The 20,632-nt window shown below is 69.9% G+C and carries 19 protein-coding genes; 11 read left to right on the plus strand and 8 right to left on the minus strand.

Annotation, left to right across the window (positions count from 1 at the left end):
- The first annotated feature begins 8 nt into the window (after window positions 1-8).
- From ACIBK0_RS34195 to ACIBK0_RS34210, 4 genes are all read left to right on the plus strand, one after another.
- Window positions 9-2,543, plus strand: coding sequence for a nitrate- and nitrite sensing domain-containing protein (locus tag ACIBK0_RS34195; RefSeq protein ID WP_399088426.1), 2,535 nt, complete (start codon window positions 9-11; stop codon window positions 2,541-2,543).
- Complete coding sequence (locus tag ACIBK0_RS34200; protein ID WP_399088428.1) at window positions 2,540-2,977, plus strand: roadblock/LC7 domain-containing protein; 438 nt, start codon at window positions 2,540-2,542, stop codon at window positions 2,975-2,977. The genes ACIBK0_RS34195 and ACIBK0_RS34200 overlap by 4 nt, the downstream gene beginning before the upstream one ends.
- Before the next feature lie 19 nt (window positions 2,978-2,996).
- Window positions 2,997-3,392 carry a DUF742 domain-containing protein gene (locus ACIBK0_RS34205; RefSeq protein WP_399088430.1) on the plus strand — a complete coding sequence of 132 codons (396 nt, stop codon included), beginning with the start codon at window positions 2,997-2,999 and terminating at the stop codon, window positions 3,390-3,392.
- Window positions 3,393-3,632: 240 nt separating this feature from the next.
- Window positions 3,633-4,238 carry a GTP-binding protein gene (locus tag ACIBK0_RS34210; RefSeq protein ID WP_399088432.1) on the plus strand — a complete coding sequence of 202 codons (606 nt, stop codon included), beginning with the start codon at window positions 3,633-3,635 and terminating at the stop codon, window positions 4,236-4,238.
- Between the two features lie 57 nt (window positions 4,239-4,295).
- On the opposite strand, the gene ACIBK0_RS34215 is transcribed toward ACIBK0_RS34210, so the two are convergent.
- Complete coding sequence (locus ACIBK0_RS34215; RefSeq protein WP_399088434.1) at window positions 4,296-4,724, minus strand: PPOX class F420-dependent oxidoreductase; 429 nt, start codon at window positions 4,722-4,724, stop codon at window positions 4,296-4,298.
- Window positions 4,725-4,819: 95 nt separating this feature from the next.
- Here ACIBK0_RS34215 and ACIBK0_RS34220 point away from each other — a divergent pair, with 95 nt between their 5' ends.
- From ACIBK0_RS34220 to ACIBK0_RS34230, 3 genes are all read left to right on the plus strand, one after another.
- Window positions 4,820-5,233 carry a roadblock/LC7 domain-containing protein gene (locus ACIBK0_RS34220; RefSeq protein WP_399088436.1) on the plus strand — a complete coding sequence of 138 codons (414 nt, stop codon included), beginning with the start codon at window positions 4,820-4,822 and terminating at the stop codon, window positions 5,231-5,233.
- 266 nt (window positions 5,234-5,499) lie between these two features.
- Window positions 5,500-6,741 (plus strand): RNA-guided endonuclease InsQ/TnpB family protein, encoded by a 1,242-nt coding sequence (locus ACIBK0_RS34225; protein ID WP_399088437.1) that lies wholly within the window; start codon window positions 5,500-5,502, stop codon window positions 6,739-6,741.
- A 38-nt stretch (window positions 6,742-6,779) separates the two neighbouring features.
- Window positions 6,780-7,406, plus strand: a complete 627-nt coding sequence (locus ACIBK0_RS34230; protein WP_399088439.1) for a DUF6397 family protein — start codon at window positions 6,780-6,782, stop codon at window positions 7,404-7,406.
- Window positions 7,407-7,465: 59 nt separating this feature from the next.
- On the opposite strand, the gene ACIBK0_RS34235 is transcribed toward ACIBK0_RS34230, so the two are convergent.
- Together ACIBK0_RS34235 and ACIBK0_RS34240 are read right to left on the minus strand one after the other, a co-directional pair.
- Window positions 7,466-8,332 (minus strand): acyl-CoA thioesterase, encoded by an 867-nt coding sequence (locus ACIBK0_RS34235; protein ID WP_399088441.1) that lies wholly within the window; start codon window positions 8,330-8,332, stop codon window positions 7,466-7,468.
- A gap of 19 nt (window positions 8,333-8,351) precedes the next feature.
- A complete protein-coding gene (locus ACIBK0_RS34240) occupies window positions 8,352-10,865 on the minus strand; it encodes a DEAD/DEAH box helicase (protein WP_399088443.1) in 2,514 nt (837 codons plus the stop codon).
- A gap of 145 nt (window positions 10,866-11,010) precedes the next feature.
- On the opposite strand from ACIBK0_RS34240, the gene ACIBK0_RS34245 reads away from it, so the two are divergent.
- On the plus strand, window positions 11,011-11,805 hold the full coding sequence (locus tag ACIBK0_RS34245; RefSeq protein ID WP_399088445.1) for a metal-dependent hydrolase: 795 nt from the start codon (window positions 11,011-11,013) through the stop codon (window positions 11,803-11,805).
- Window positions 11,806-12,118: 313 nt separating this feature from the next.
- Window positions 12,119-12,355, plus strand: a complete 237-nt coding sequence (locus tag ACIBK0_RS34250; protein ID WP_399088447.1) for a hypothetical protein — start codon at window positions 12,119-12,121, stop codon at window positions 12,353-12,355.
- A gap of 14 nt (window positions 12,356-12,369) precedes the next feature.
- On the opposite strand, the gene ACIBK0_RS34255 is transcribed toward ACIBK0_RS34250, so the two are convergent.
- From ACIBK0_RS34255 to ACIBK0_RS34270, 4 genes are all read right to left on the minus strand, one after another.
- Entirely contained in the window at window positions 12,370-12,645 is a 276-nt protein-coding gene (locus tag ACIBK0_RS34255; RefSeq protein WP_399088449.1) for a type B 50S ribosomal protein L31, read from the minus strand.
- A gap of 32 nt (window positions 12,646-12,677) precedes the next feature.
- A complete protein-coding gene (locus tag ACIBK0_RS34260) occupies window positions 12,678-13,148 on the minus strand; it encodes a DUF5709 domain-containing protein (RefSeq protein WP_399088644.1) in 471 nt (156 codons plus the stop codon).
- A gap of 301 nt (window positions 13,149-13,449) precedes the next feature.
- Complete coding sequence (locus tag ACIBK0_RS34265) at window positions 13,450-15,231, minus strand: ABC transporter ATP-binding protein (protein WP_399088451.1); 1,782 nt, start codon at window positions 15,229-15,231, stop codon at window positions 13,450-13,452.
- Complete coding sequence (locus ACIBK0_RS34270) at window positions 15,228-17,006, minus strand: ABC transporter transmembrane domain-containing protein (RefSeq protein WP_399088453.1); 1,779 nt, start codon at window positions 17,004-17,006, stop codon at window positions 15,228-15,230. Before ACIBK0_RS34270 ends, ACIBK0_RS34265 begins: the two co-directional genes overlap by 4 nt.
- 223 nt (window positions 17,007-17,229) lie before the next feature.
- On the opposite strand from ACIBK0_RS34270, the gene ACIBK0_RS34275 reads away from it, so the two are divergent.
- Window positions 17,230-17,973 carry a L,D-transpeptidase family protein gene (locus ACIBK0_RS34275; protein WP_399088455.1) on the plus strand — a complete coding sequence of 248 codons (744 nt, stop codon included), beginning with the start codon at window positions 17,230-17,232 and terminating at the stop codon, window positions 17,971-17,973.
- A gap of 51 nt (window positions 17,974-18,024) precedes the next feature.
- Window positions 18,025-19,698 (plus strand): peptide-N4-asparagine amidase, encoded by a 1,674-nt coding sequence (locus ACIBK0_RS34280; protein ID WP_399088457.1) that lies wholly within the window; start codon window positions 18,025-18,027, stop codon window positions 19,696-19,698.
- Window positions 19,699-20,131: 433 nt separating this feature from the next.
- Here ACIBK0_RS34280 and ACIBK0_RS34285 read toward each other — a convergent pair whose 3' ends face one another.
- The gene (locus ACIBK0_RS34285) at window positions 20,132-20,587 is read right to left on the minus strand and encodes a MarR family winged helix-turn-helix transcriptional regulator (protein WP_399088459.1); all 456 of its coding nucleotides are present in this window, start codon (window positions 20,585-20,587) and stop codon (window positions 20,132-20,134) included.
- Window positions 20,588-20,632 lie beyond the last annotated feature (45 nt).

The raw sequence follows: 20,632 nt of genomic DNA on the forward strand, positions 1-20,632 counted from the left end.
AGGAGGCCATGCGTACATCCCGTAAGACCCCTACAGCCGGCGCCGAGCCGCCGCCCCAGCCCTTGGCGCGCGGTCGCCGTGCGCACGCCGGCCCGCCGGCCGACGAGCGCACGGAAACCGACGAAACCCTCGCCGGGCCGCCGCCAGAGGCACCCACGGGCGCGGGACGGTGGCGCATCCGGCCCCGCACGGTACGAGCCAAGATCGTCTGCCTGCTGATGGTGCCGGTCATCTCCTTGCTCGCCCTGTGGGCGTACGCCACGGTGAGCACCGCTCAGGACGTCGCGCGGCTACGGCAGTTGCAGCGCGTGGACTCGACGGTCCGAGCCCCGGTCGACGCAGCCGTCGCCGCCCTGCAGGCCGAGCGTGTGGCCGCCGTCCGCTACGCGACCGACCCGGCCACTGAACAGCCGAACGACCTCAAGGTACTGGCGCGGCGCACCGACCGGGCGGTGGCGAAGCTGCGACTGGGCGACCACAACACCGTCGCCGACGGTGCCGACCTGCCGGCGGGAGTGGCCGGGCGCCTCGAAGCCTTCGTCACCGCAGCCGAACAAGTGCGGTCCCTGCGCACCGCCGTGCTGGACCGCCGTACCGGATGGGACGAGGCGTACGGGCAATACACCAAGACCATCGCGACGGCCTTCGGCGTGGGAGGCGCGCTCACCGGCATCCAGGACGCCGACCTCGGTTCCGACGCGCGCGTGCTGCTCGAATTCTCCCGGGCCGGGGAAGCGCTGTCCCAGGAGGACGCGGTGCTGTCCGGCGCCCGGGCCGCCGGGACCCTCGATGGTGAACGGCTGCGTCTGTTCACCGGTGCCGTCGTCACCCGCCGTACCCTGACCGATTCGGCCGTCGCGGATCTGCGCGGGCCCGAACGAGCCGCCTGGCACGGCCTCGTGGAGGGGAGCGCGTATGCCGAAGTACGAGCCGTCGAGGACAAGGTGCTCGTCTCCCGCCCCGGTGGCAAAGCGATCGACGCCGCGCCGGAGGCCGACTGGAACACGGCCCACGCGCGCGTGCAGGACGGAATGCGCACGATCGCGGCGAACGCGGGCCGAGGTGTCGCGGACCGGGCAGACCCGTTCACACGCGGTCTGCTCACCCCCGCCGGTGCCGCGGTTCTGTTCGGGCTCGCTGCCGTCGTCGCGTCGCTCGTCATCTCCGTACGCATCGGACGCGGGCTCGTCGTCGAATTGGTGAGCCTGCGCAACAGCGCCCTCGAGATCGCGCGCCGCAAACTGCCACAGGCCATGCACAGGCTGCGAGCAGGCGAGGAGATCGACGTCCGCGCCGAGGCCCCGCCCGGGCCGCCCGCGGAGGACGAGACCGGACAGGTCGCGGAAGCCCTCGGCACCGTGCACCGAGCCGCCCTGCGGGCCGCCGTCGAACGCGCGGAGCTCGCCAGCGGAATCTCCGGGGTCTTCGTCAATCTCGCCCGCCGCAGCCAGGTTCTCGTGCACCGCCAACTGAGCCTGCTGGACAGCATGGAGCGCAGGTCGGAGGATCCGAACGAACTGAGCGACCTGTTCCGGCTCGACCATCTCACCACACGGATGCGGCGCCACGCGGAGAGCCTGATCATCCTCTCCGGAGCCGCACCCGGCCGGGCCTGGCGCATGCCGGTGTCACTGACGAACGTGGTCCGCGCGGCCGTCTCCGAAGTCGAGGACTACGCGCGCGTGGAGGTACGACAACTCCCCGAGGCATCCGTGGCCGGAGCCGCGGTGGCCGACCTCACGCACCTCCTGGCGGAGATCGTCGAGAACGCCGCGCAATTCTCGCCGCCGCACACCCGGGTGCGGATCACCGGCGAGCCCGTCGGCAACGGCTACGCGGTCGAGGTCGAGGACCGGGGGCTCGGCATGGGCAAGGAGACACTCGCCGAGGCCAACCGGCGCATCGAGCAGTCCGAGGCGCTCGACCTGTTCGACAGCGACCGGCTCGGCCTCTTCGTGGTCAGCAGGCTGGCGGCCCGGCACGGCATCAAGGTGCATCTGCGGACCTCGCCCTACGGCGGAACCACCGCGGTCGTCCTGCTGCCCACGGTCCTGCTGCACGGCGGCGCGGCGGAACGTTCCCCCCGCAGGGCGGACATCGACAGGCCCGCGGAACGGGAGTACGCGCGCGTGTCGGCCGCCCAGGAACAGGACTCCGTCCAGGCCATCACCGAGCGGCCCGCACTGGTGCCCCCGGTGCAGGCAGCCCCCGAAGCTCCCGTGAACGGCTCGGCGGACAACCCTCCACCTGGAGTCACCACGCTGCGGCTGCACCGTCCCCCGGACGACGCCGAAGGCTCCGACGACCTTCCACGCCGTGTACGGCAGGCGAGCCTCGCCCCCCAACTGCGCGAACAGCGCTCCGAAGAGCCGGCGCAAACGCAGGGTCCCCAGAGCGACGACCGGCGCACCCCCGAACTCGTACGGGACCGCATGGCGGCCTACCGCGACGGCTGGGCACGCGGCGGCGGCAGGTCACCAGGCCTCGGCGCCACCCCCGACCCGCAAGCGGACAGCGACAGCAGCGAAGGAGACCCCGCATGATCCAGGATCCGAGCATGAGGGCCGCCCAGCGGTCCGGTGAACTCGACTGGCTGCTGGACGACTTGGTGCTGCGTGTGGCCGAAGTGCGACACGCCGTGGTGCTGTCGAACGACGGGCTTGCGGTGGGCGCGTCCACCGGCCTCAGGCGCGAGGACGCCGAACACCTCGCCGCCGTCGCCTCCGGCTTCCACAGCCTGGCCAAGGGTGCGGGGCGCCACTTCGACGCCGGCGGAGTACGTCAGACGATGGTGGAGATGGACGACGGCTTCCTGTTCGTCGCCGCGGCGGGGGACGGTTCCTGCCTCGCCCTCCTCACCGCCGTCACCGCCGACATCGGCCTGGTGGCGTACGAGATGGCGCTGCTGGTCAAGCGCGTCGGCGAGCACCTCTACGCGCCGCCGCGCGCCGCCGCACAGCCGCCCGCAGCCGGATGACCGAGGACGGTCGGTGCAAATGACCGAGGACACGCCGGGCAGTCAGTGGTACGACAACGAGGCCGGACCACTCGTTCGTCCCTACGCGATGACGGGTGGGCGTACCAAACCCGGCCCCACCGGGGTGCGCTTCGACCTGATCGCCCTGGTGACGCTCGACGCGGGCGCACCCGACGTCGGCGGCGACACCTCGCTCGGTCCGGAACACCGGGCGCTGATCGAACTGTGCCGGATCGAGACGCAGTCGGTTGCCGAACTGGCCGCAGACGCCGACCTGCCGGTGGGCGTGGTCAGGGTGCTCCTCGGCGACCTGCTGGAACTGGGCTGCGTCACCGTCAGCCGCCCCGTGCCGCCCGCGCAACTGCCCGACGAGCGGATCCTCCGCGAGGTGATCGAGGGACTGAGAGCGCTCTAGATGAATCATCTCGGCTTGGCCTTGGACCTCTATGTGCCCACATTCGGGCACCGATGGGGTGTGAGCCGGTCAGAACGGTCAAATTGCGGTCCAATCCCTCGAAGGGGAGCCGCAGTTGCCATGATGCTGACTTCGCACACCCGCACAGATGTACCGACGCACACCCGCTCAGATGTGGCGCGCGCCCCGCACAGATGTACCGACGTCGACCGTTGTCGGCACTCCCGAGAGAAGTGATCGATGGTCTCCGAGAACTCCGACGCCTCGGGTGGCGAGATGACCGCCCTGGCATTGAAGATACTGGTCGCCGGCGGATTCGGCGTGGGCAAGACCACCCTGGTGGGCGCGGTCAGTGAGATCAGGCCGCTGCGTACCGAGGAACTGCTCAGCGAGGCGGGTCAGTCGGTGGACGACACCGACGGCGTGGACCAGAAGGTCACGACGACGGTCGCCATGGACTTCGGACGCATCACCATCAGGTCCGGCCTCTCGCTCTACCTCTTCGGAACCCCGGGTCAGGACCGGTTCTGGTTCCTGTGGGACGAGCTGTCGCAGGGCGCCCTCGGCGCCGTCGTCCTCGCGGACACCCGGCGGCTCGAGGACTGCTTCCCCGCGGTGGACTATTTCGAGCACCGGCACATCCCATTTGTGGTGGCCGTCAACTGCTTCGCGGGCGCCCGCGCCTACGGCGCCCAGGACGTGTCTCGCGCCCTTGACCTCGACCGGGGCACGCCCGTGGTCCTCTGCGACGCACGTGACCGCGACTCCGGGAAGGAGGTGCTGATTCGTCTCGTCGAGTACGCCGGGCGGGTGCACACTGCCCGGCTGCTCGACTCCGTCGGCTGATGTGAAGAGCAACCGCACCGGAGGCTTCCGTGGTCGCTCCGGTGCGGACCGATGTTCTCAGTCAGCCACGGAGGCGTAGGCCAGGACCTTCTCGATCCGTACGCGTACGAGGAGTTCACCGGGAACCCCGTTGCGTTTCCCGAACTCCTCGGCGCGATCGTCTCCCATGTACCGCGCGCCGATCCGCGCCGCCCAGTGCCGCAATTCGTCCAGGTCCTCCGAAAGCTCGGCCCGCCCCTCCAGCACGACGAAGTCGAAGGGCGGCCGGTCGTCGTCCACGCACAGCGCGACCCGGCCGTCCCGGGCGAGGTTCCGTCCCTTCACACTCTCCTTTGCGGTGTTGAAGACCACGTCGTCGCCGTCCAGCAGAAACCAGATCGGCGTCACGTGCGGACTTCCGTCGGCTCGGACAGTGGACAGCTTTCCGGTGCGGGTGCCGTGCGAGACGAACGCCCGCCATTGCTCCTCGGTCATCTTCTCTGCCATGCCGCCCATCCTCCTTGCTCGGACGGCGGCTGTGGGGAAGGCTGGCTGGTCAGATCCTCCGTACAGGGGGAAGGACACCACGGGGAGACCGGATCATGGCGCAGAACACGGGACTTGGCTGGCTGCTGGACGACCTGACCGAGCGCGTCGAACACATACGGCACGCGCTGGTGCTGTCCAACGACGGACTGGTGACGGGCGCGAGCACGGGGCTGCGGCGCGAGGACGCCGAACACCTCGCCGCGGTCTCGTCGGGCCTGCACAGCCTGGCCAAGGGCTCCGGCCGTCACTTCGGCGCGGGTCAAGTGCGGCAAACGATGGTCGAGTTCGACGATGCGGTGCTCTTCGTCACCGCTGCGGGCTCCGGAAGCTGTCTGTGCGTCCTCAGCGCCGCGGAGGCCGACATCGGTCAGGTCGCCTATGAGATGACGCTGCTCGTCAACCGCGTCGGCGAACATCTCCGCGTGGACGATCGGCAGCCCGAAAGCACACCCACAGTAGACCTCTGACCTGCGCATACGCTGCGACGGTCTAAGTTATCCACAGGCTCGCCGCGATGTCCGCCGAGCCGGATACGGTTTCTCTCGAAGCAAGCGCACGCCAGCGCGAGCAAGTCGCTCCACGGGGGAGAACCGTCATGTCCGGCACCACGGTTACACAGTCCGCCACGTCGTCACTCAGCCGCGCGGCACGAGACCTGGAACTAAGGCGCGGGGAGAAGCGGCAGTTCGGGCACCGTGCCCGACTGACGCCGACACCTGCGCAAGTCCGACTCATGGATGATCAGGCCCATGCCGCCCGTGCGACATGGAACCTGCTGCACGACCTCTGGACCATGACGCCGAAGTGCCGGCGTTCCCTCTCTTGCATGGACGCGGCGATACGCCAGGCCCGTAAGGACATCGACTGGCTCGCAGTCCTTCCCGCGCAGGCAGCGCAAGCGGTGCTCAAGACCTACCACCGGGCGTGGGTCAACCGCTGGGAAGGCCGAGCGGACGAGCCGAACTTCAAGGCCCGCTTCCGCACAGTCATGTCCGTCGACATCCCGCAGGGCCGGGACCTGAACGTCACCCGCGTGCACCGCCGCTGGGGCATGGTCAACATTCCCAAGGTCGGCCGCGTCAGGTTCCGCTGGACCAAGAACCTCCCCATCGGGAAGCGCGCCGGCAAAGAGAACCGGATCACCGGGGCCCGACTGGTCAAGGACGTGCTCGGATGGCACATCGCCTTCCGCATCCAGACCCTCGAACCGAAGCCCGAGCCCCACCAGGGGCCGGAAGTCGGCATCGACGCCGGGGTGAACCTGCCACTCGCCCTGTCCGACGGCAACCACCAAGACCACGGCCGATCGCCGCGCCTCCCGGACAAAACGGCCGACCGTGACAAGTGGCTGAACCCGGATGAGAAGGCCAAGCTGCTCCGCCTGGAGCAGCGGGCCGCGCACCGCAAGAGTTTCCGCAAACCGAAGGAGCGCACCTCCAGCCGGCTGCGGAACACCTACGACCAGATCAGACAGCTCCGCGCAACAGCCACGCGCCGCGCCGCTGACTGGCAGCACAAGACCACCACCGATATCGCCCGTACGTACGGCACGGTCGTGGTCGAACAGCTCAACATCCCGAACATGGTCAAGTCCGCGAAGGGCACGATCGAGCAGCCGGGGAAGAACGTCGCACAGAAGTCCGGCCTGAACCGCTCCATCAGCCAAGAGGCATGGGGCCGCACCGTGACACTGCTGACGTACAAGACCGCCCGATACGGCGGCACCCTGCACAAGGTTCCCGCCCCGAACACTTCCCTGCGCTGCTCCGCGTGCGGTTTCATCACGCCGGGCAGCCGGGAGGACCAGGCCACGTTCGTGTGCAAGAACCCGGACTGCGGCTGGTCAGGCAACGCCGACTGGAACGCGGCCCGGAACATCTTGCACCTGTACCGGATGGGCCAAGCGCTCATCCCGGCTGCCGGGAAGGCAGTCGTCAGGCGCACTCGTGGCGTCAAGCCCGCCACCGCAAGGTAGGTGGGAATCTCCCGGCTTCAGCCGGGAGAGCACTTCAATTGAACCGGTACAGGGCTGTGGTGTGGCTGTATCTGGCCGAGGAGCTTCGGCAGTTCGCGGCCGACAAGCAGAACGCACCGCTGCTGAGCGGCCGTACGCCTGAAGGACTCCGCGACCAGTTGGAGGGCGGACTGGACCTGCGCCCGCGCAACTGGCGGGGACGGCACATGGGATTCCTGCTGCGGCAGACCGAGGACCCCTGGGCACGGACCGCGGTCGTGGCATCCCTGCTCGATCCCGTTCAGCTGGCGGAGATCGTCAGGGATCCGTACGAGCGCGCCTACCTGAACCGCTTCCGGCCCGAGCGGGCCTCCCACGGGGCGCCGGAATCTCCCGCCGCGCGCTTGGCATCGAGGATCATGACGGCCCAGGATCCCGACGAGATCAGCTGGCTCCGGGCCGACCTGGGCCAGGCTCTTGCCGAAGCCCGAGAGCTGCGCCCCGCACCTCGCCCGACCCCGAAGGTCTCACCTTCCGTCGCCGCGCCGTCGGTGACCACACCACTGGTGACCTCACCACCGGTGGCTTCGCGGCCTGGGCAGTCCGCTCGGGAAGATCGGCCCACGCCGGAGGAAACCGAGCGGCCACGAAGGCTGCTCGGGTGGCTGAGGTGCAGAGACGCCTGACTGCCCGACGTCTTCCGGAAGCGCCGCGAAGACCCCTCCTGGGACGGTCGAACGCTTCCCTACAGCGCCCGGAACAGCCCCTCCTGGACGACCGAGACAAGCAGCCGTCCCTTCAGGTCGTAGATCCGTCCGCGGGCGAGCCCGCGTCCGCCCGTCGCGATCGGGGACTCCTGGTCGTACAGGAACCACTCGTCCGCGCGGAACGGCCGGTGGAACCACATGGCGTGGTCCAGCGAGGCCATGTCGAAGCCCCGCGGACCCCACAGCGGTTCCACCGGGATGCGGACGGCGTCCAGGAGGGTCATGTCGCTCGCGTACGTGAGGGCGCAGGTGTGCACGAGCGGATCGTCGCCCAGTGGCCCGACGGCACGCATCCACACCGCGCTGCGCGGCTCGGCGTCCTTGGTCTCCTCGGGCGTCCAGCGCAGCCGGTCCACATAGCGGATGTCGAACGGCTGGCGCCGTGCCATGCGCTCCAACGCCTCGGGGAGCGCGCCCAGATGCTCCTGGATCTCCTGCGTCACCGTCGGCAGCGACTCGGGGTCCGGAATCTCGCGGGCCGGCGGCAGCTGGTGCTCGAAGCTCCCCATCTCAGGCTTGTGAAAGGAGGCGGTCAGATTGAAGATCGTGCGGCCCTGCTGCACGGCGGTGACCCGGCGGGTGGTGAACGACCGCCCGTCCCGGACCCGTTCGACCTGGTACACGATCGGCACGCCCGGTCGGCCGGGGCGCAGGAAGTACGCGTGCAGTGAGTGCACCGGCCGGTCGCCCTCGGTGGTGCGCCCGGCGGCGACCAGCGCCTGCCCCGCCACCTGGCCGCCGAAGACGCGTTGCAGTGACTCCTGCGGGCTGCGGCCACGGAAGATGTTGACCTCTATCTGCTCCAGGTCGAGCAGGTCGACGAGCCTCTCGGCTGGGTTCGTCATGTGTGGGGTTCTCCTGTGCTCACAGCTGACCGACGTCGGTGACCTTGACGATGGCGCGACCCTCCGCGTCGGAGGCCGCGAGGTCGACCTCCGCGCTGATGCCCCAGTCATGGTCGCCGTTCGGGTCGGCGAAGGTCTGACGGACGCGCCACAGACCGTTCTGCGGCTCCTCCACGATCGACAGCAGCTTCGGGCCGCGCGCGTCGGGGCCGGTGCCGAGGTCCTCGTACTCGTCCCAGTACTTGTCCATTGCCTCGCCCCAGGCGTCGGCGTCCCAGCCGGAGTCGCCATCCATCTCACCGAGCTCGTCGACATGATCGAGAGCGGCGAGCTCGACGCGGCGGAACATGGCATTGCGGACGAGGACGCGGAAGGCGCGGGCGTTCGAGGTGACAGGCTTGACCTGATCGGCCCTCTCCTGGGCCTCCTCGGCCGTCATCTCCTCGGGGTTGGCGAGCTGCTCCCACTCGTCCAGGAGGCTGGAGTCGACCTGGCGCACCATCTCGCCCAGCCAGGCGATCAGATCCTCCAGGTCCTCGGACTTGAGGTCGTCCGGGACGGTGTGCTCAAGGGCCTTGTAGGCGCTGGCGAGGTAGCGCAGGACAATGCCCTCGGTACGGGCGAGCTCGTAGAAGGAGACGAACTCCGTGAAAGACATGGCTCGTTCGTACATGTCACGGATCACGGACTTCGGGGACAGCGGATGGTCACCGACCCACGGATGGCTCTTGCGGTAGGTGTTGTACGCGTGGAAGAGCAGTTCCTCCAGCGGCTTGGGGTACGACACGTCCTGGAGCCGCTCCATGCGCTCCTCGTACTCGACGCCGTCCGCCTTCATCGCGGCCACGGCTTCGCCGCGTGCCTTGTTCTGCTGGGCCGCGAGGATCTGTCGCGGATCGTCCAGCGTGGACTCGACGACGGACACCATGTCGAGGGCGTAGGAGGGGGATTCGGGGTCCAGGAGCTCGAACGTGGCGAGCGCGAAGGTCGACAGCGGCTGGTTGAGCGCAAAGTCCTGCTGGAGGTCGACGGTGAGGCGCACAATGCGGCCCGTGGCGTCCGGCTCGTCGAGCTTCTCGACGATGCCGCCGTCGAGGAGCGAGCGGTAGATGGCGATCGCCCGCCGGATGTGCCGCAGTTGCTGCCTGCGCGGCTCGTGGTTGTCCTCCAGCAGATGCCGCATCGCCTCGAAGGCGTTGCCGGGCCGGGCGATCACCGACAGCAGCATGGTGTGCGTCACCCGGAAGCGCGAGGTCAGCGGCTCGGGCTCGGAGGCGATGAGCTTCTCGAAGGTGTTGTCCGTCCAGCCGACGAAGCCCTCGGGAGCCTTCTTGCGCACCACCTTGCGGCGCTTCTTCGGGTCGTCGCCCGCCTTGGCGAGAGCCTTCTCGTTCTCGATGACGTGCTCGGGCGCCTGCGCCACGACGAAGCCGGCCGTGTCGAAGCCGGCTCGCCCGGCGCGGCCGGCGATCTGGTGAAACTCGCGGGCGCGCAGCGTCCGGACCCGGTTGCCGTCGTACTTCGTCAGTGCCGTGAACAGCACGGTACGGATGGGGACGTTGACACCGACGCCGAGTGTGTCCGTGCCGCAGATGACCTTCAGGAGACCGGCCTGGGCGAGTTTCTCCACCAGCCGGCGGTACTTGGGCAGCATGCCCGCGTGGTGCACGCCGATTCCGTGGCGCACGTAGCGGGAGAGGTTGCGGCCGAATTTGGTGGTGAAGCGGAAGTTGCCGATCAGCTCGGCGATCTGGTCCTTCTCCTCCCGCGTGCACATGTTGATGCTCATCAGCGCCTGCGCCCGCTCCACGGCCTGGGCCTGGGTGAAGTGCACGATGTAGACGGGAGCCTGCTTGGTTGCGAGCAGTTCGGTGAGTGTTTCGGTGAGCGGAGTCAGCACGTACTCGTAGGAGAGAGGCACGGGTCGGGTCGCCGAGCGGACCACCGAGGTGGGGCGGCCGGTGCGCCGGGTCAGGTCCTTCTCGAACATCGAGACGTCGCCGAGCGTCGCCGACATCAGGATGAACTGCGCCTGCGGCAGTTCCAGGATCGGAATCTGCCAGGCCCAGCCGCGATCGGCCTCCGCGTAGAAGTGGAACTCGTCCATCACGACCTGCCCGACGTCAGCGTGCTTGCCGTCCCGCAGGGCGATCGACGCGAGTACCTCGGCGGTGCAGCAGATCACGGGGGCGTCGGCGTTCACGGAGGCGTCGCCGGTGAGCATGCCGACGTTCTCGGTGCCGAAGATCTTGCAGAGCTCGAAGAACTTCTCCGAGACGAGCGCCTTGATCGGTGCCGTATAGAAGGTGACCTCGTCACGGGCGAGTGCCGCGAAGTGCGCACCCGCGGCGATCATGCTCTTGCCCGAGCCGGTGGGGGTCGAGACGATCACGTTCGCGCCCGAGACCACCTCGATCAGCGCCTCCTCCTGATGGGGGTAGAGGGTGAGACCGCGTTCCCCGGCCCACGACTCGAAGGCTTCGTAGAGGGCGTCGGGATCTGCGGTCTGCGGCAGCTGATCGATAAGGGTCACGCCCCCATCTTGCCTGTCAACCCGCTCGATGGGGGAATCGGATGCTGGTCGGAAGATCACGGAGGCTACGCTGTGGCGCCGACGAAGCGTCAGTGCGCACCGGCAACTGGACAGCGGTACAAGAGGAATGGGGCGGGGAACGGCCATGATGGGACCAGCACACTCACTGTCGGGAGCCGCGGCCTGGCTCGGTGTCGGAGCGGCGGCCGCCGCGTCCGGCCACACCATGCCCTGGCCGGTCCTCCTGGTCGGCGCCCTGATCTGCGCCGGCGCCGCGCTCGCCCCCGACCTGGACCACAAGGCGGCCACCATCTCGCGCGCCTTCGGGCCGCTCTCGCGGGGTCTGTGCGAGATCGTCGACAAGCTCTCGTATGCCGTCTACAAGGGGACGAGGAAGCAGGGCGACCCCCGGCGCTCCGGCGGCCACCGCACGCTGACGCACACCTGGCTGTGGGCGGTGCTGATCGGCGCGGGCACCTCGGTCCTGGCGATCACCGGCGGGCGCTGGGCGGTCCTGGCCATCCTCTTCGTGCACATGGTGCTCGCCATCGAAGGGCTGCTGTGGCGGGCCGCCCGCGGTTCCAGCAGCGACATCCTGGTCTGGCTGCTGGCTGCGACGAGCGCCTGGATCCTCGCCGGGGTCCTGGACAAACCGGGCAACGGCGCGGACTGGCTGTTCACGGCGCCCGGTCAGGAATACCTGTGGCTCGGGCTCCCGATCGTCCTGGGTGCCCTCGTGCACGACATCGGGGACGCGCTGACGGTGTCCGGCTGCCCGATCCTGTGGCCCATCCCCGTCGGTCGCAAGCGCTGGTACCCGATAGGCCCGCCCAAGGCGATGCGCTTCCGCGCCGGCAGCTGGGTCGAGCTCAAGGTGCTGATGCCGGTGTTCATGCTGCTGGGCGGGGTGGGGTGCGCGGCCGCGCTCAATTTCATCTGAGGGGGAGGCCCAGGGCTGGGACCGTGCTCGGGGGCGTGCCACGTGGACCGTGGCGGGAGGGACGTGCAGTGGTCCGCTCGTAGTGGCCACGTTGCGCTGCAGGTCGATCGGACAGCGATGCGGGATGTTGAGCCCCGTCCGGCCGGCGAGGAGCGGCTCGCCGTGGGGGCGGCGTCGGTGTGGGAGACAGGAGTGGGCGGCCTTGTGGACCCGAGCGGGGAGCCGTACGAGGCGCGGTTGGCCACCGGCGTCGTACAACCGCAAGGTTTCGGGGCCGCCGGTGATGTCACGGCTGGTGATGAGGTCGTCGAGGGTGACGCACAGGATTTCCGCAGACCGCAGACCGCAGACCGCAGACCGCAGACCGCAGACCGCAGACCGCAGGGCCGGGCTGGCCGACCTGTACGTGGCCGCGGACTCGGTCCAGCTGGGGCTGCGGCGAGTCGGGCCGGCGGCGCTCGTCGGGGGCGGCGAGCAGGACCGCGGCCTGCCAGGGGTCGAGGTGGGAGGGGATCAGCTGCGTGTTGCGCGGCTGCGCGCGATCACGTGATGTTCGGCCGCTCCCTAGGCGGTATCGCCCCCGCCGGCTCCCTGCCCTCCACCCCCGTACCGCCGCTCGAACTGGGCGATCCGTCCCTCCGTGTCCACGGTGCGGGCCTTCCCGGTGTAGAAGGGGTGGCTCTCCGAGGAGATCTCGACGTCCACGACCGGGTAGCTCTCACCGTCGTCCCATTCGATGGTCTGGTCGCTCGTCGCGGTCGAGCGGGTGAGGAACGCGTATCCGGCGGCGCGGTCGCGGAAGACGACGGGGTGGTAGTCGGGCTGCTTGTCCTGCTGCATGGATGCTCCTCGATGGGGAGTGGCGGGATCGGTCAGCCGGACAGCGAGTCCTCGTCGACGATGTGCATGGCGGCCTCCTCAGCCGAGGCAGCGGCGCCGTCGATGCCCACGTCCGAGGCGATGAGTCCGCTCTCCTCGTCCTCGTGCGCTCCTTCGCCGGGGGCCACTAGGCGGCCGGAGCGAAGGTCGCCCACCTCGTTGTCGAGGGGCTCGCCGTCGGTGCCCTGGCAGTCGCCGATGCCGTCTCCGTCGGGTTCTGTGATGTCGGGAAGTTCCTCCGCGAGGCGCTGGTCCAGGGTCTCGCCCTCATGGCGCTCCGCAGCGGTCACCCCGGTGTGCTCCACCGCCCACGGCCGCTCAGGCGGCGACCAACCCCGGTCGAGGGGATCGCCGACGCCGTCGGCGAGCAGCGTGTCCTCGGCGTCGAGCAACCCGGCGTCGTCCTGTACCTCGGATCCGTCGGGCTGGTAGACGTCGTCTCCCCATCCGTCGGCGCTGTCCACGGCTACCTCCAGGGGGTGCGGGCGGGGTCCGCTGCCGCCGCGTTCGTCGGCGGGCGCGCGGGCCACGGGACACGGGTGTCGCCCCGCGCGAACCGGGTGGTTCGCCAGAGTCCCCCGAGCCGTTGTCCACTTCCAGCCTTCCACCCCCCTTCGGCACTGCGCAACGCCACACGGTCCGACCATGGGAACGGCCCGCCCACGAACGGACGGGCCGGAGGTCGACGCGGCCTCGCCCCTGACAGAAAGGGACCGGCGCCGACGCGGCCACACCCCGGACGGCGCCGCACCAAGCCCGGCTCGCTCACCCGTGCCAGGACCGCCACAGCGCTGCGTACGCACCCTCCGCCGCGACCAGCTGGTCGTGGCTGCCCAGCTCGCTGATCCGGCCGTTCTCCACGACGGCGATGACATCCGCGTCGTGCGCGGTGTGCAGCCGGTGCGCGATGGCGACGACGGTGCGGCCGTCGAGCACGCGGGCCAGCGAGCGCTCCAGATGGCGGGCCGCGCGCGGGTCGAGGAGCGAGGTCGCCTCGTCCAGGACCAGCGTGTGCGGATCGGCCAGCACCAGCCGGGCCAGCGCGATCTGCTGGGCCTGGGCCGGAGTGAGCGCGAGCCCGCCCGAACCGACCTCGGTGTCCAGGCCGTCGTCCAGCGTCCGGGCCCAGTCGTCCGCGTCGACCGCGCCGAGCGCGGCCCACAGCTCGGCGTCGTCGGCACCTGTCCGGGCGAGCAGCAGATTGTCACGCAGGGAGCCCACGAAGACGTGGTGCTCCTGGTTGACCAGGGCCACGTGGGAGCGCACCTCCTCGGCGGGCATCTTGGCCAGTTCGGCGCCGCCGAGAGTGATCCGGCCGTCCCGGGGCGCGTAGATCCCGGCGAGCAGCCTGCCGAGCGTGGACTTGCCCGCGCCGGACGGGCCGACCAGGGCGAGCCGGGTGCCCGGCGCGACCTCCAGGGAGACCTTGCGCAGGACGTCCACTCCGGCTCGGTAGCCGAAGTGCACCCGGTCCGCGTGCACGTCGCGCCCGTCCGGAGCCACCCCCGGGTCGCCCGCGGCCGGCTCGATGTCCCGGACACCGACCAGTCGGGCCAGCGAGACCTGGGCGACCTGCAGCTCGTCGTACCAGCGCAGGATCAGGCCCACCGGGTCGACGAGCATCTGCGCGATGAGCGCGCCTGTCGTCAGCTGGCCCACGCCGATCCAGCCCTGGAGGACGAAGACCCCGCCGATCATCAGGACCGAGCACAGCACCGTCACATGCGTGAGGTTGATGACCGGGAAGAGGACCGACCGCAGCCAGAGCGTGTACCGCTCCCACGCCGTCCACTCCTTGACCCGGCGGTCCGAGAGGTCGATGCGGCGCTCACCCAGGCGGTGCGCCTCGACGGTGCGCCCGGCGTCGACCGTCTCGGCGAGGACGGCGGCGACGGCGGCGTAACCGGCGGCCTCCGAGCGGTAGGCCGAAGGCGCCCGTCTGAAGTACCAGCGGCAGCCGACGACCAGCAGCGGCACAGCGACCAGTACGGCGGGGGCGAGCGGTGGCGCGGTCACGGTGAGCCCGCCGAGCAGCAGCGCCGCCCACACCACACCGATGGCCAGCTGCGGCACGGCCTCGCGCATCGCGTTGGCGAGCCGGTCGATGTCCGTCGTGATGCGGGACAGCAGGTCGCCCGTCCCGGCCCGCTCCAGTACGCCCGGCGGCAACCCCACCGATCGTACGAGGAAGTCCTCGCGCAGATCGGCCAGCATCCGCTCGCCTAGCATGGCGCCGCGCAGCCGTACCTCTCTGACGAACAGGGCCTGTACGACGAGCGCGGCGACGAACAGTGCGGCGATGAGCTCCAGATGGAGTTCGCGCGCGTGGTCCGAGACCCGCTCGACGACCGCGCCCAGCAGATAGGGCCCGGCCATCGAGGCGACGACGGCCACGGTGTTGACGGCGATCAGGAGCAGGAAGGCCCTGCGGTGCCGTTGGAACAGCTCGGCCACGTAGGTGCGTACGGTCGCGGGCGCGCCGACGGGCAGGGTGTTCGCCGTCGTCGGGGCGGCCGGGTCGTACGCCGGTGGCGCCACGCCGATCATGCGGTCTCCTCGATTTCTTCCAGTACGCCCTCAAGAGTGGCTTCTTCGTCGGTCTCCCGGGTCACCACGGCGCGGTATCGCGGCTCGCTGTGCACCAGTTCGCGGTGCACGCCGACCGCCGCGACCTCGCCGTCGTGGACCAGGACGACGCGGTCCGCGTGGTCCAGGAGCAGCGGCGAGGAGGTGAAGACCACCGTCGTGCGCCCGGCGCGCAGGGCGCGCACGCCGTCGGCGATCCCGGCCTCGGTGTGCGAGTCGACGGCGGACGTCGGCTCGTCCAGGACGAGTACCTCGGGGTCGGTGATCAGCGACCGGGCCAGCGCCAGACGCTGGCGCTGGCCGCCCGACAGGGAGCGTCCGCGTTCGGTGATCCGGGCGTCCATCGGGTCCTCGGCGTCCAGCGACCCCTGGGCGAGCGCGTCCAGTACGTCGCCGCACTGCGCGGCAGCCAGTGCGGCCTCGGCGGTGACGGAACCAGATGCGGGCACGTCGAGCAGCTCGCTCAGCGAGCCGGACAGCAGTACCGGGTCCTTGTCCTGGACGAGGACGGCACTACGGGCCGAGTCCAGCGGCAGTTCGTCCAGCGGTACGCCTCCGAGCAGCACCGAGATGCCCTCGTCGGACGGGTGCCCACCCAGCCGCTCGGCCAACAGCCCCGCCGCGTCCGGGTCGCCGCACACCACGGCGGTGAGCCGTCCGGCGGGTGCGAGCAGCCCGGTCGCGGGGTCGTACAGATCGCCTTCCGGCACCTCCGCCGAGCGGGATCCGTCGCTGTCCGTGGCTCGTTCGAGGGACAGCACCCGGGCGGCCCGCTTGGCGGACGGGCGGGAGAAGGAGTAGGCCATCGCGATCTCTTCGAAGTGTCGCAGTGGATAGGTGAGCAGCATGACCGCGCTGTACACGGTGACCAGTTCGCCGACCGTGATCCTGCCGTCGCGGGCCAGATGCACGCCGTGCCAGATGACGGCGATCAGCAGCAGACCGGGAAGCAGCACCTGGACGGCCGAGATGAGCGACCACATCCGGGCGCTGCGCACGGCCGCCCGTCGAACCTCCTGGGAGGCACGCCGGTAGCGGTCGAGGAACAGCTCCTCGCCGCCGATGCCACGCAGTACGCGCAGGCCCGCGACGGTGTCCGAGGCCAGCTCGGTGGCGCGTCCGGCCTTCTCGCGCTGGAAGTCGGCGCGCCGGGTGGCGCGGGGCAGCAGTGGCAGCACGGCGAGCGCCAGGACGGGCACGCCCACGGCGACGATCACGCCGAGCGCCGGCTGGTAGACGACCAGACCTACGCAGACCAGCACCACGGTGAGGGCCGCCGCCATGAACCGCGACACGGCCTCGACGAACCAGCCGATCTTCTCGACGTCGCCGGTGGAGACCGCGACGACCTCACCGGCCGCGACACGCCGCGTCAGCGCGGAGCCCAACTGGGCGGTCCTTCGGGCCAGCAGCTGCTGGACACGCGCGGCCGCCGTGATCCAGTTCGTGACCGCCGCGCGGTGCAGCATGGTGTCGCCCAGCGCGATACAGACGCCGCAGAGCACCATCAGCCCTCCTGCCAGGGCGAGGTGGCTGCCGGAGCGGTCGACGACGGCCTGGATGGCGAGGCCGACACAGAACGGCAGCCCGGAGACGGCCACGAAGTGCAGCAGACCCCAGGCGAGGGCCTTGAACTGCCCGGCGAGCTGGTTCCGGAAGAGCCACCGCAGGAATCGGGGACCCGAGCGCGCGTCCGGCACACCCGGGTCGGGATACGGAAGGTCTTGAATCTGCATGACGTCCCAGTGGCTCGTGTCAGGGGGTGGAGGGAGCCGCGATGTCGGCGACCGGCCAGCCATGAAGGCCGGCAACAAACCGTGAAAGGTTCGCGTCGCAGCGTGGTCGAAAGCAAACGATTTTCCGCCGCGGGGCAAGCAATCGGCCTCGACCGCCCGTGAAGGGATGAGAAGCGGAGGCGGGTGGTCAGTCCTATAAGTGGGTGGTGCGACGATGGACCGCATGCGAAGGAACGGTGCGATACGTGCGGGGCTCGCCGCGACGGCATGTGGTGTCCTTGCGGCCGCCCTTTCGGCCTGTGGTGGCTCGGGCGGCGGGAGCGGGGCGAAGAGTCAGGGAGGGTCTGGCGGGAAGGCCGTCCAACCCCCGGCGCGTACTGTCGATCTGCAACGCATTCCTGAGGTCGGCGACCGGTTGCAGCAGCGGATCCCCTCCGACTCCCGCCAGGTCGTGGCGGTCTACGGGGAGGGTGAGGACTCCGCGGACTCCACGGTCGTGCTGTACACGAAGACCGGCTCGACGTGGGACAAGACCCGCAGCTGGGCCGCACACAACGGGAAGAAGGGCTGGACCCGCGATCACCAGGAGGGCGACAAGCGCAGTCCCGTCGGCGTGTTCACCCTCAGCGACGCGGGCGGTGTGCTCGCCGACCCGGGCGCCCATCTCCCGTACACCCGGTCGGCGTCGTTCCAGGCCCCGCGCGACTGGGCCAAGTCCCACTGGCACGACTTCGACTACGTCATCGCCATCGACTACAACCGCGTCAAGGGCACCGCGCCCAACGACCCGACCCGACCCGACGGCCAGTCGAAGGGCGGCGGAATCTGGCTGCACATGGACCACGGCAGCGGTACGTCGGCGTGCGTGAGCCTGTCCAAGTCGGCCATGGAGTATCTGCTGCGCACGCTCGACCCGAATCAGCATCCTGTCGTGGTGATGGGGGACAAGGCGGACCTGAACTCGTAGCCCCGGAGTGCCCATTGCGGGACGGGCCAACTGCCCCGTAGAACACGGCACATGAGAAGACGGCTCATCATGTCCATGCTCGCCGGGGTGACCCTCGTGGCGAGCGCCTTCCTTGGGTCCGACCCGGTCTGGGCGACCCAACTCGCGGACCCGCCCGCCGAGTTCGGCACCGACTGGCACGACCCCCTGACCGCCGCCCCGCCGATCAGCAAGCCTGCCACCAAGTCCTGCGAAGTGACGGTCGCCGAGGCGCAGTTCCGCGACTTCACGCCGTACAGGGGCACCTACACGCCGGCGAGCGGCTGCGGTGACCGCTGGAGCAAGGTCGTGCTGCGGCTCGACGGCAAGGTCAAGGGGCGGCAGTTCGACCGGCTCGGCTATCTGCACATCGGGGGCGTCGAGATCTTCCGTACATCCACTCCGGAACCCTCGCCCGACGGCATCCAGTGGTCCGTCGAGAAGGACGTGACGCGCTACAGCGACACGTTCCGGCAGAGCCGCGACGTCGAGATGCTCATAGGGAACGTCGTCGACGACACCTATACCGGCGTCCTCGACGTCAAGGCCACGCTCACCTTCTACGCCGCCGAGAAGCCCTCCACGAAGCCCACCGAGGACGCCGGGGCGAAGCCCGCGCAGCAGCCCGCCGAGCCGTCGTCGGCGACGACCCCCGACCGCGTCCTGACCCTCCGGAACGGCACCCTCACCACACCGCGCAACAGCGAACGTATCGTCGCCGAGGTGTACGCGACCGGATCCGGCGGTGGCTGCGAGGAGTACTGGTACCTGACGGTGCCGACCTCCGCGCCGTACTCCTGCCAGGCGGACAAAGGCCCCTACCGCGAGGTGCAGATCAAGGTCGACAATCAACTCGCGGGTATCGCCGAGCCGTTCCCGACCGTATGGACCGGAGGATGGTCCAACCCGTTCCTCTGGTACGTGATTCCGGGCCCACGCGCCTTCGACATCAAGCCCATCGAGTACGACCTCACACCCTTCGCCGGGCTCCTCAACGACGGCCGTCCGCACCAGGTCGACGTCTCGGTCGTGGGGGTGCCCGAGGGGCAGACCGGCTGGAGCACGCCGGTCAACGTCCTCGTCTGGCAGGATGCGAAGCGTGCGCAGGTGAGCGGTGCGCTGACCGAGGCAAGGGCAGGCGACCTGGCCAACTCGTCGGCGTACACACCGGGTTCGGAGAATCGGCTCGACACCGAGGGCGGGCACCGGCTGACGGTCGCCGGGTATGTCGACACCTCGCACGGCCGGGTGGAGACCACCGTCAGCCGCACACTGGCGAACACCTCCGTGCACCGCTGGACGGACGGCGAGAACGCGGACGGACTCGAGGCCACCTGGACCGACGACGAGACGGTCACCGTCGACGGACGCGGACCGGCCACGACAACGCGCACGCACCGCACGTACGCGATGGACGGAACGACGACGCTCGGCGCGGACGACCGGCTGCGGACCGTGCTGACACTCGGCGACCGGGCGACCGTCGTGGAGACGCGCGCCGGGCGACGCACCCTGTGGTCACGGTTCGACGACTCCTACACGGGCGACGCGACGTATACGGCGAACGTCCCGCGCGACCAGCGGCACGCGGTCGGTACGACGAGCGAGCGCTATCGGCTGTACGGCTCGGCCGGGTGCCACGACCGGAGTCTGACCACCGTTCAGGGAGTTCTGACAGAGGACCGCGGCGGCTGCGGAGACTCCTGAGGGGGCTGGTGAGGCTCCTGAGAGCGGACTGCGTCTCTGTTCCATGATCCCGGTGGCCCGAGCCGGCCGAGGCCGACGCCGCTCGGGCCGCCCACGCGACGGGCCGTGGCTCCCGCTCCGTACCGGTGGAGGTGGAGCGCGCGGCCCGTCCCGGGAGCCTCAACCGACTTCGGGTGCGGGCTCCTTGGAGTGGGAGCCACGGCCCGTCACGTGTCCATCCCTGCCTCGCACGTGCGAGGCAGGGATGGACGCATCGAAACGGGCGTGAGACCACGAAACGCGGCCGCCTCGCGGGTGGCCGACTCGGAGCATGCGGCAATCCCCGCGAAGGCGCTGCACCCGGCGTCGTCGGGGAAGACCAGTTCCTCGGTACAGACCTCGGCCGGCACGCGCGGTTGTGCCTCGCCGCCCGAGTGACGCATGGGCTACCGCTTCAGCAGCGGTGCTCCACGCTGGGCACGCCGTCCACCAAGGTGTCCAGCAATCCGCCGAGCACCTCGCGCTGCTCGTCCGTCAAGGGAGCCAGGATCTCCTCCGCGGCGGAGCGGCGCGCGCCGCGCAGCTCCCGCAGCGCCATGCGCCCCTCGTCCGTGACTTCGATGCGGATCACCCGCCGGTTGGTGGGATCGGGGACCCGGCGCACCTTGCCGCTCGCCTCCAGGCCGTCGACCAGGGTGGTCACGGCGCGGGGCACCACTTCGAGGCGCTCGGCAAGATCGGCCATGCGGGGCGGCGCGCTGTAGTGCGCGAGGGTGCGCAGCAGCCGGGACTGCGCCGGAGTGATGCCCAGCTCGCGCTGCTCCAGATGCCGCTTCTGGATGCGGTGCACACGGCGGGTCAGCCGCAGCAGCTGCTCCGCGAGCAGGCCGTCGGCATCGGGGGTGCTCATGTGGGAACAATATCAGGACCTGGTTCATTGTGAGCATAGGTAACA

The organism is Streptomyces sp. NPDC050564 (genome assembly GCF_044457265.1).
Classification (GTDB): domain Bacteria; phylum Actinomycetota; class Actinomycetes; order Streptomycetales; family Streptomycetaceae; genus Streptomyces.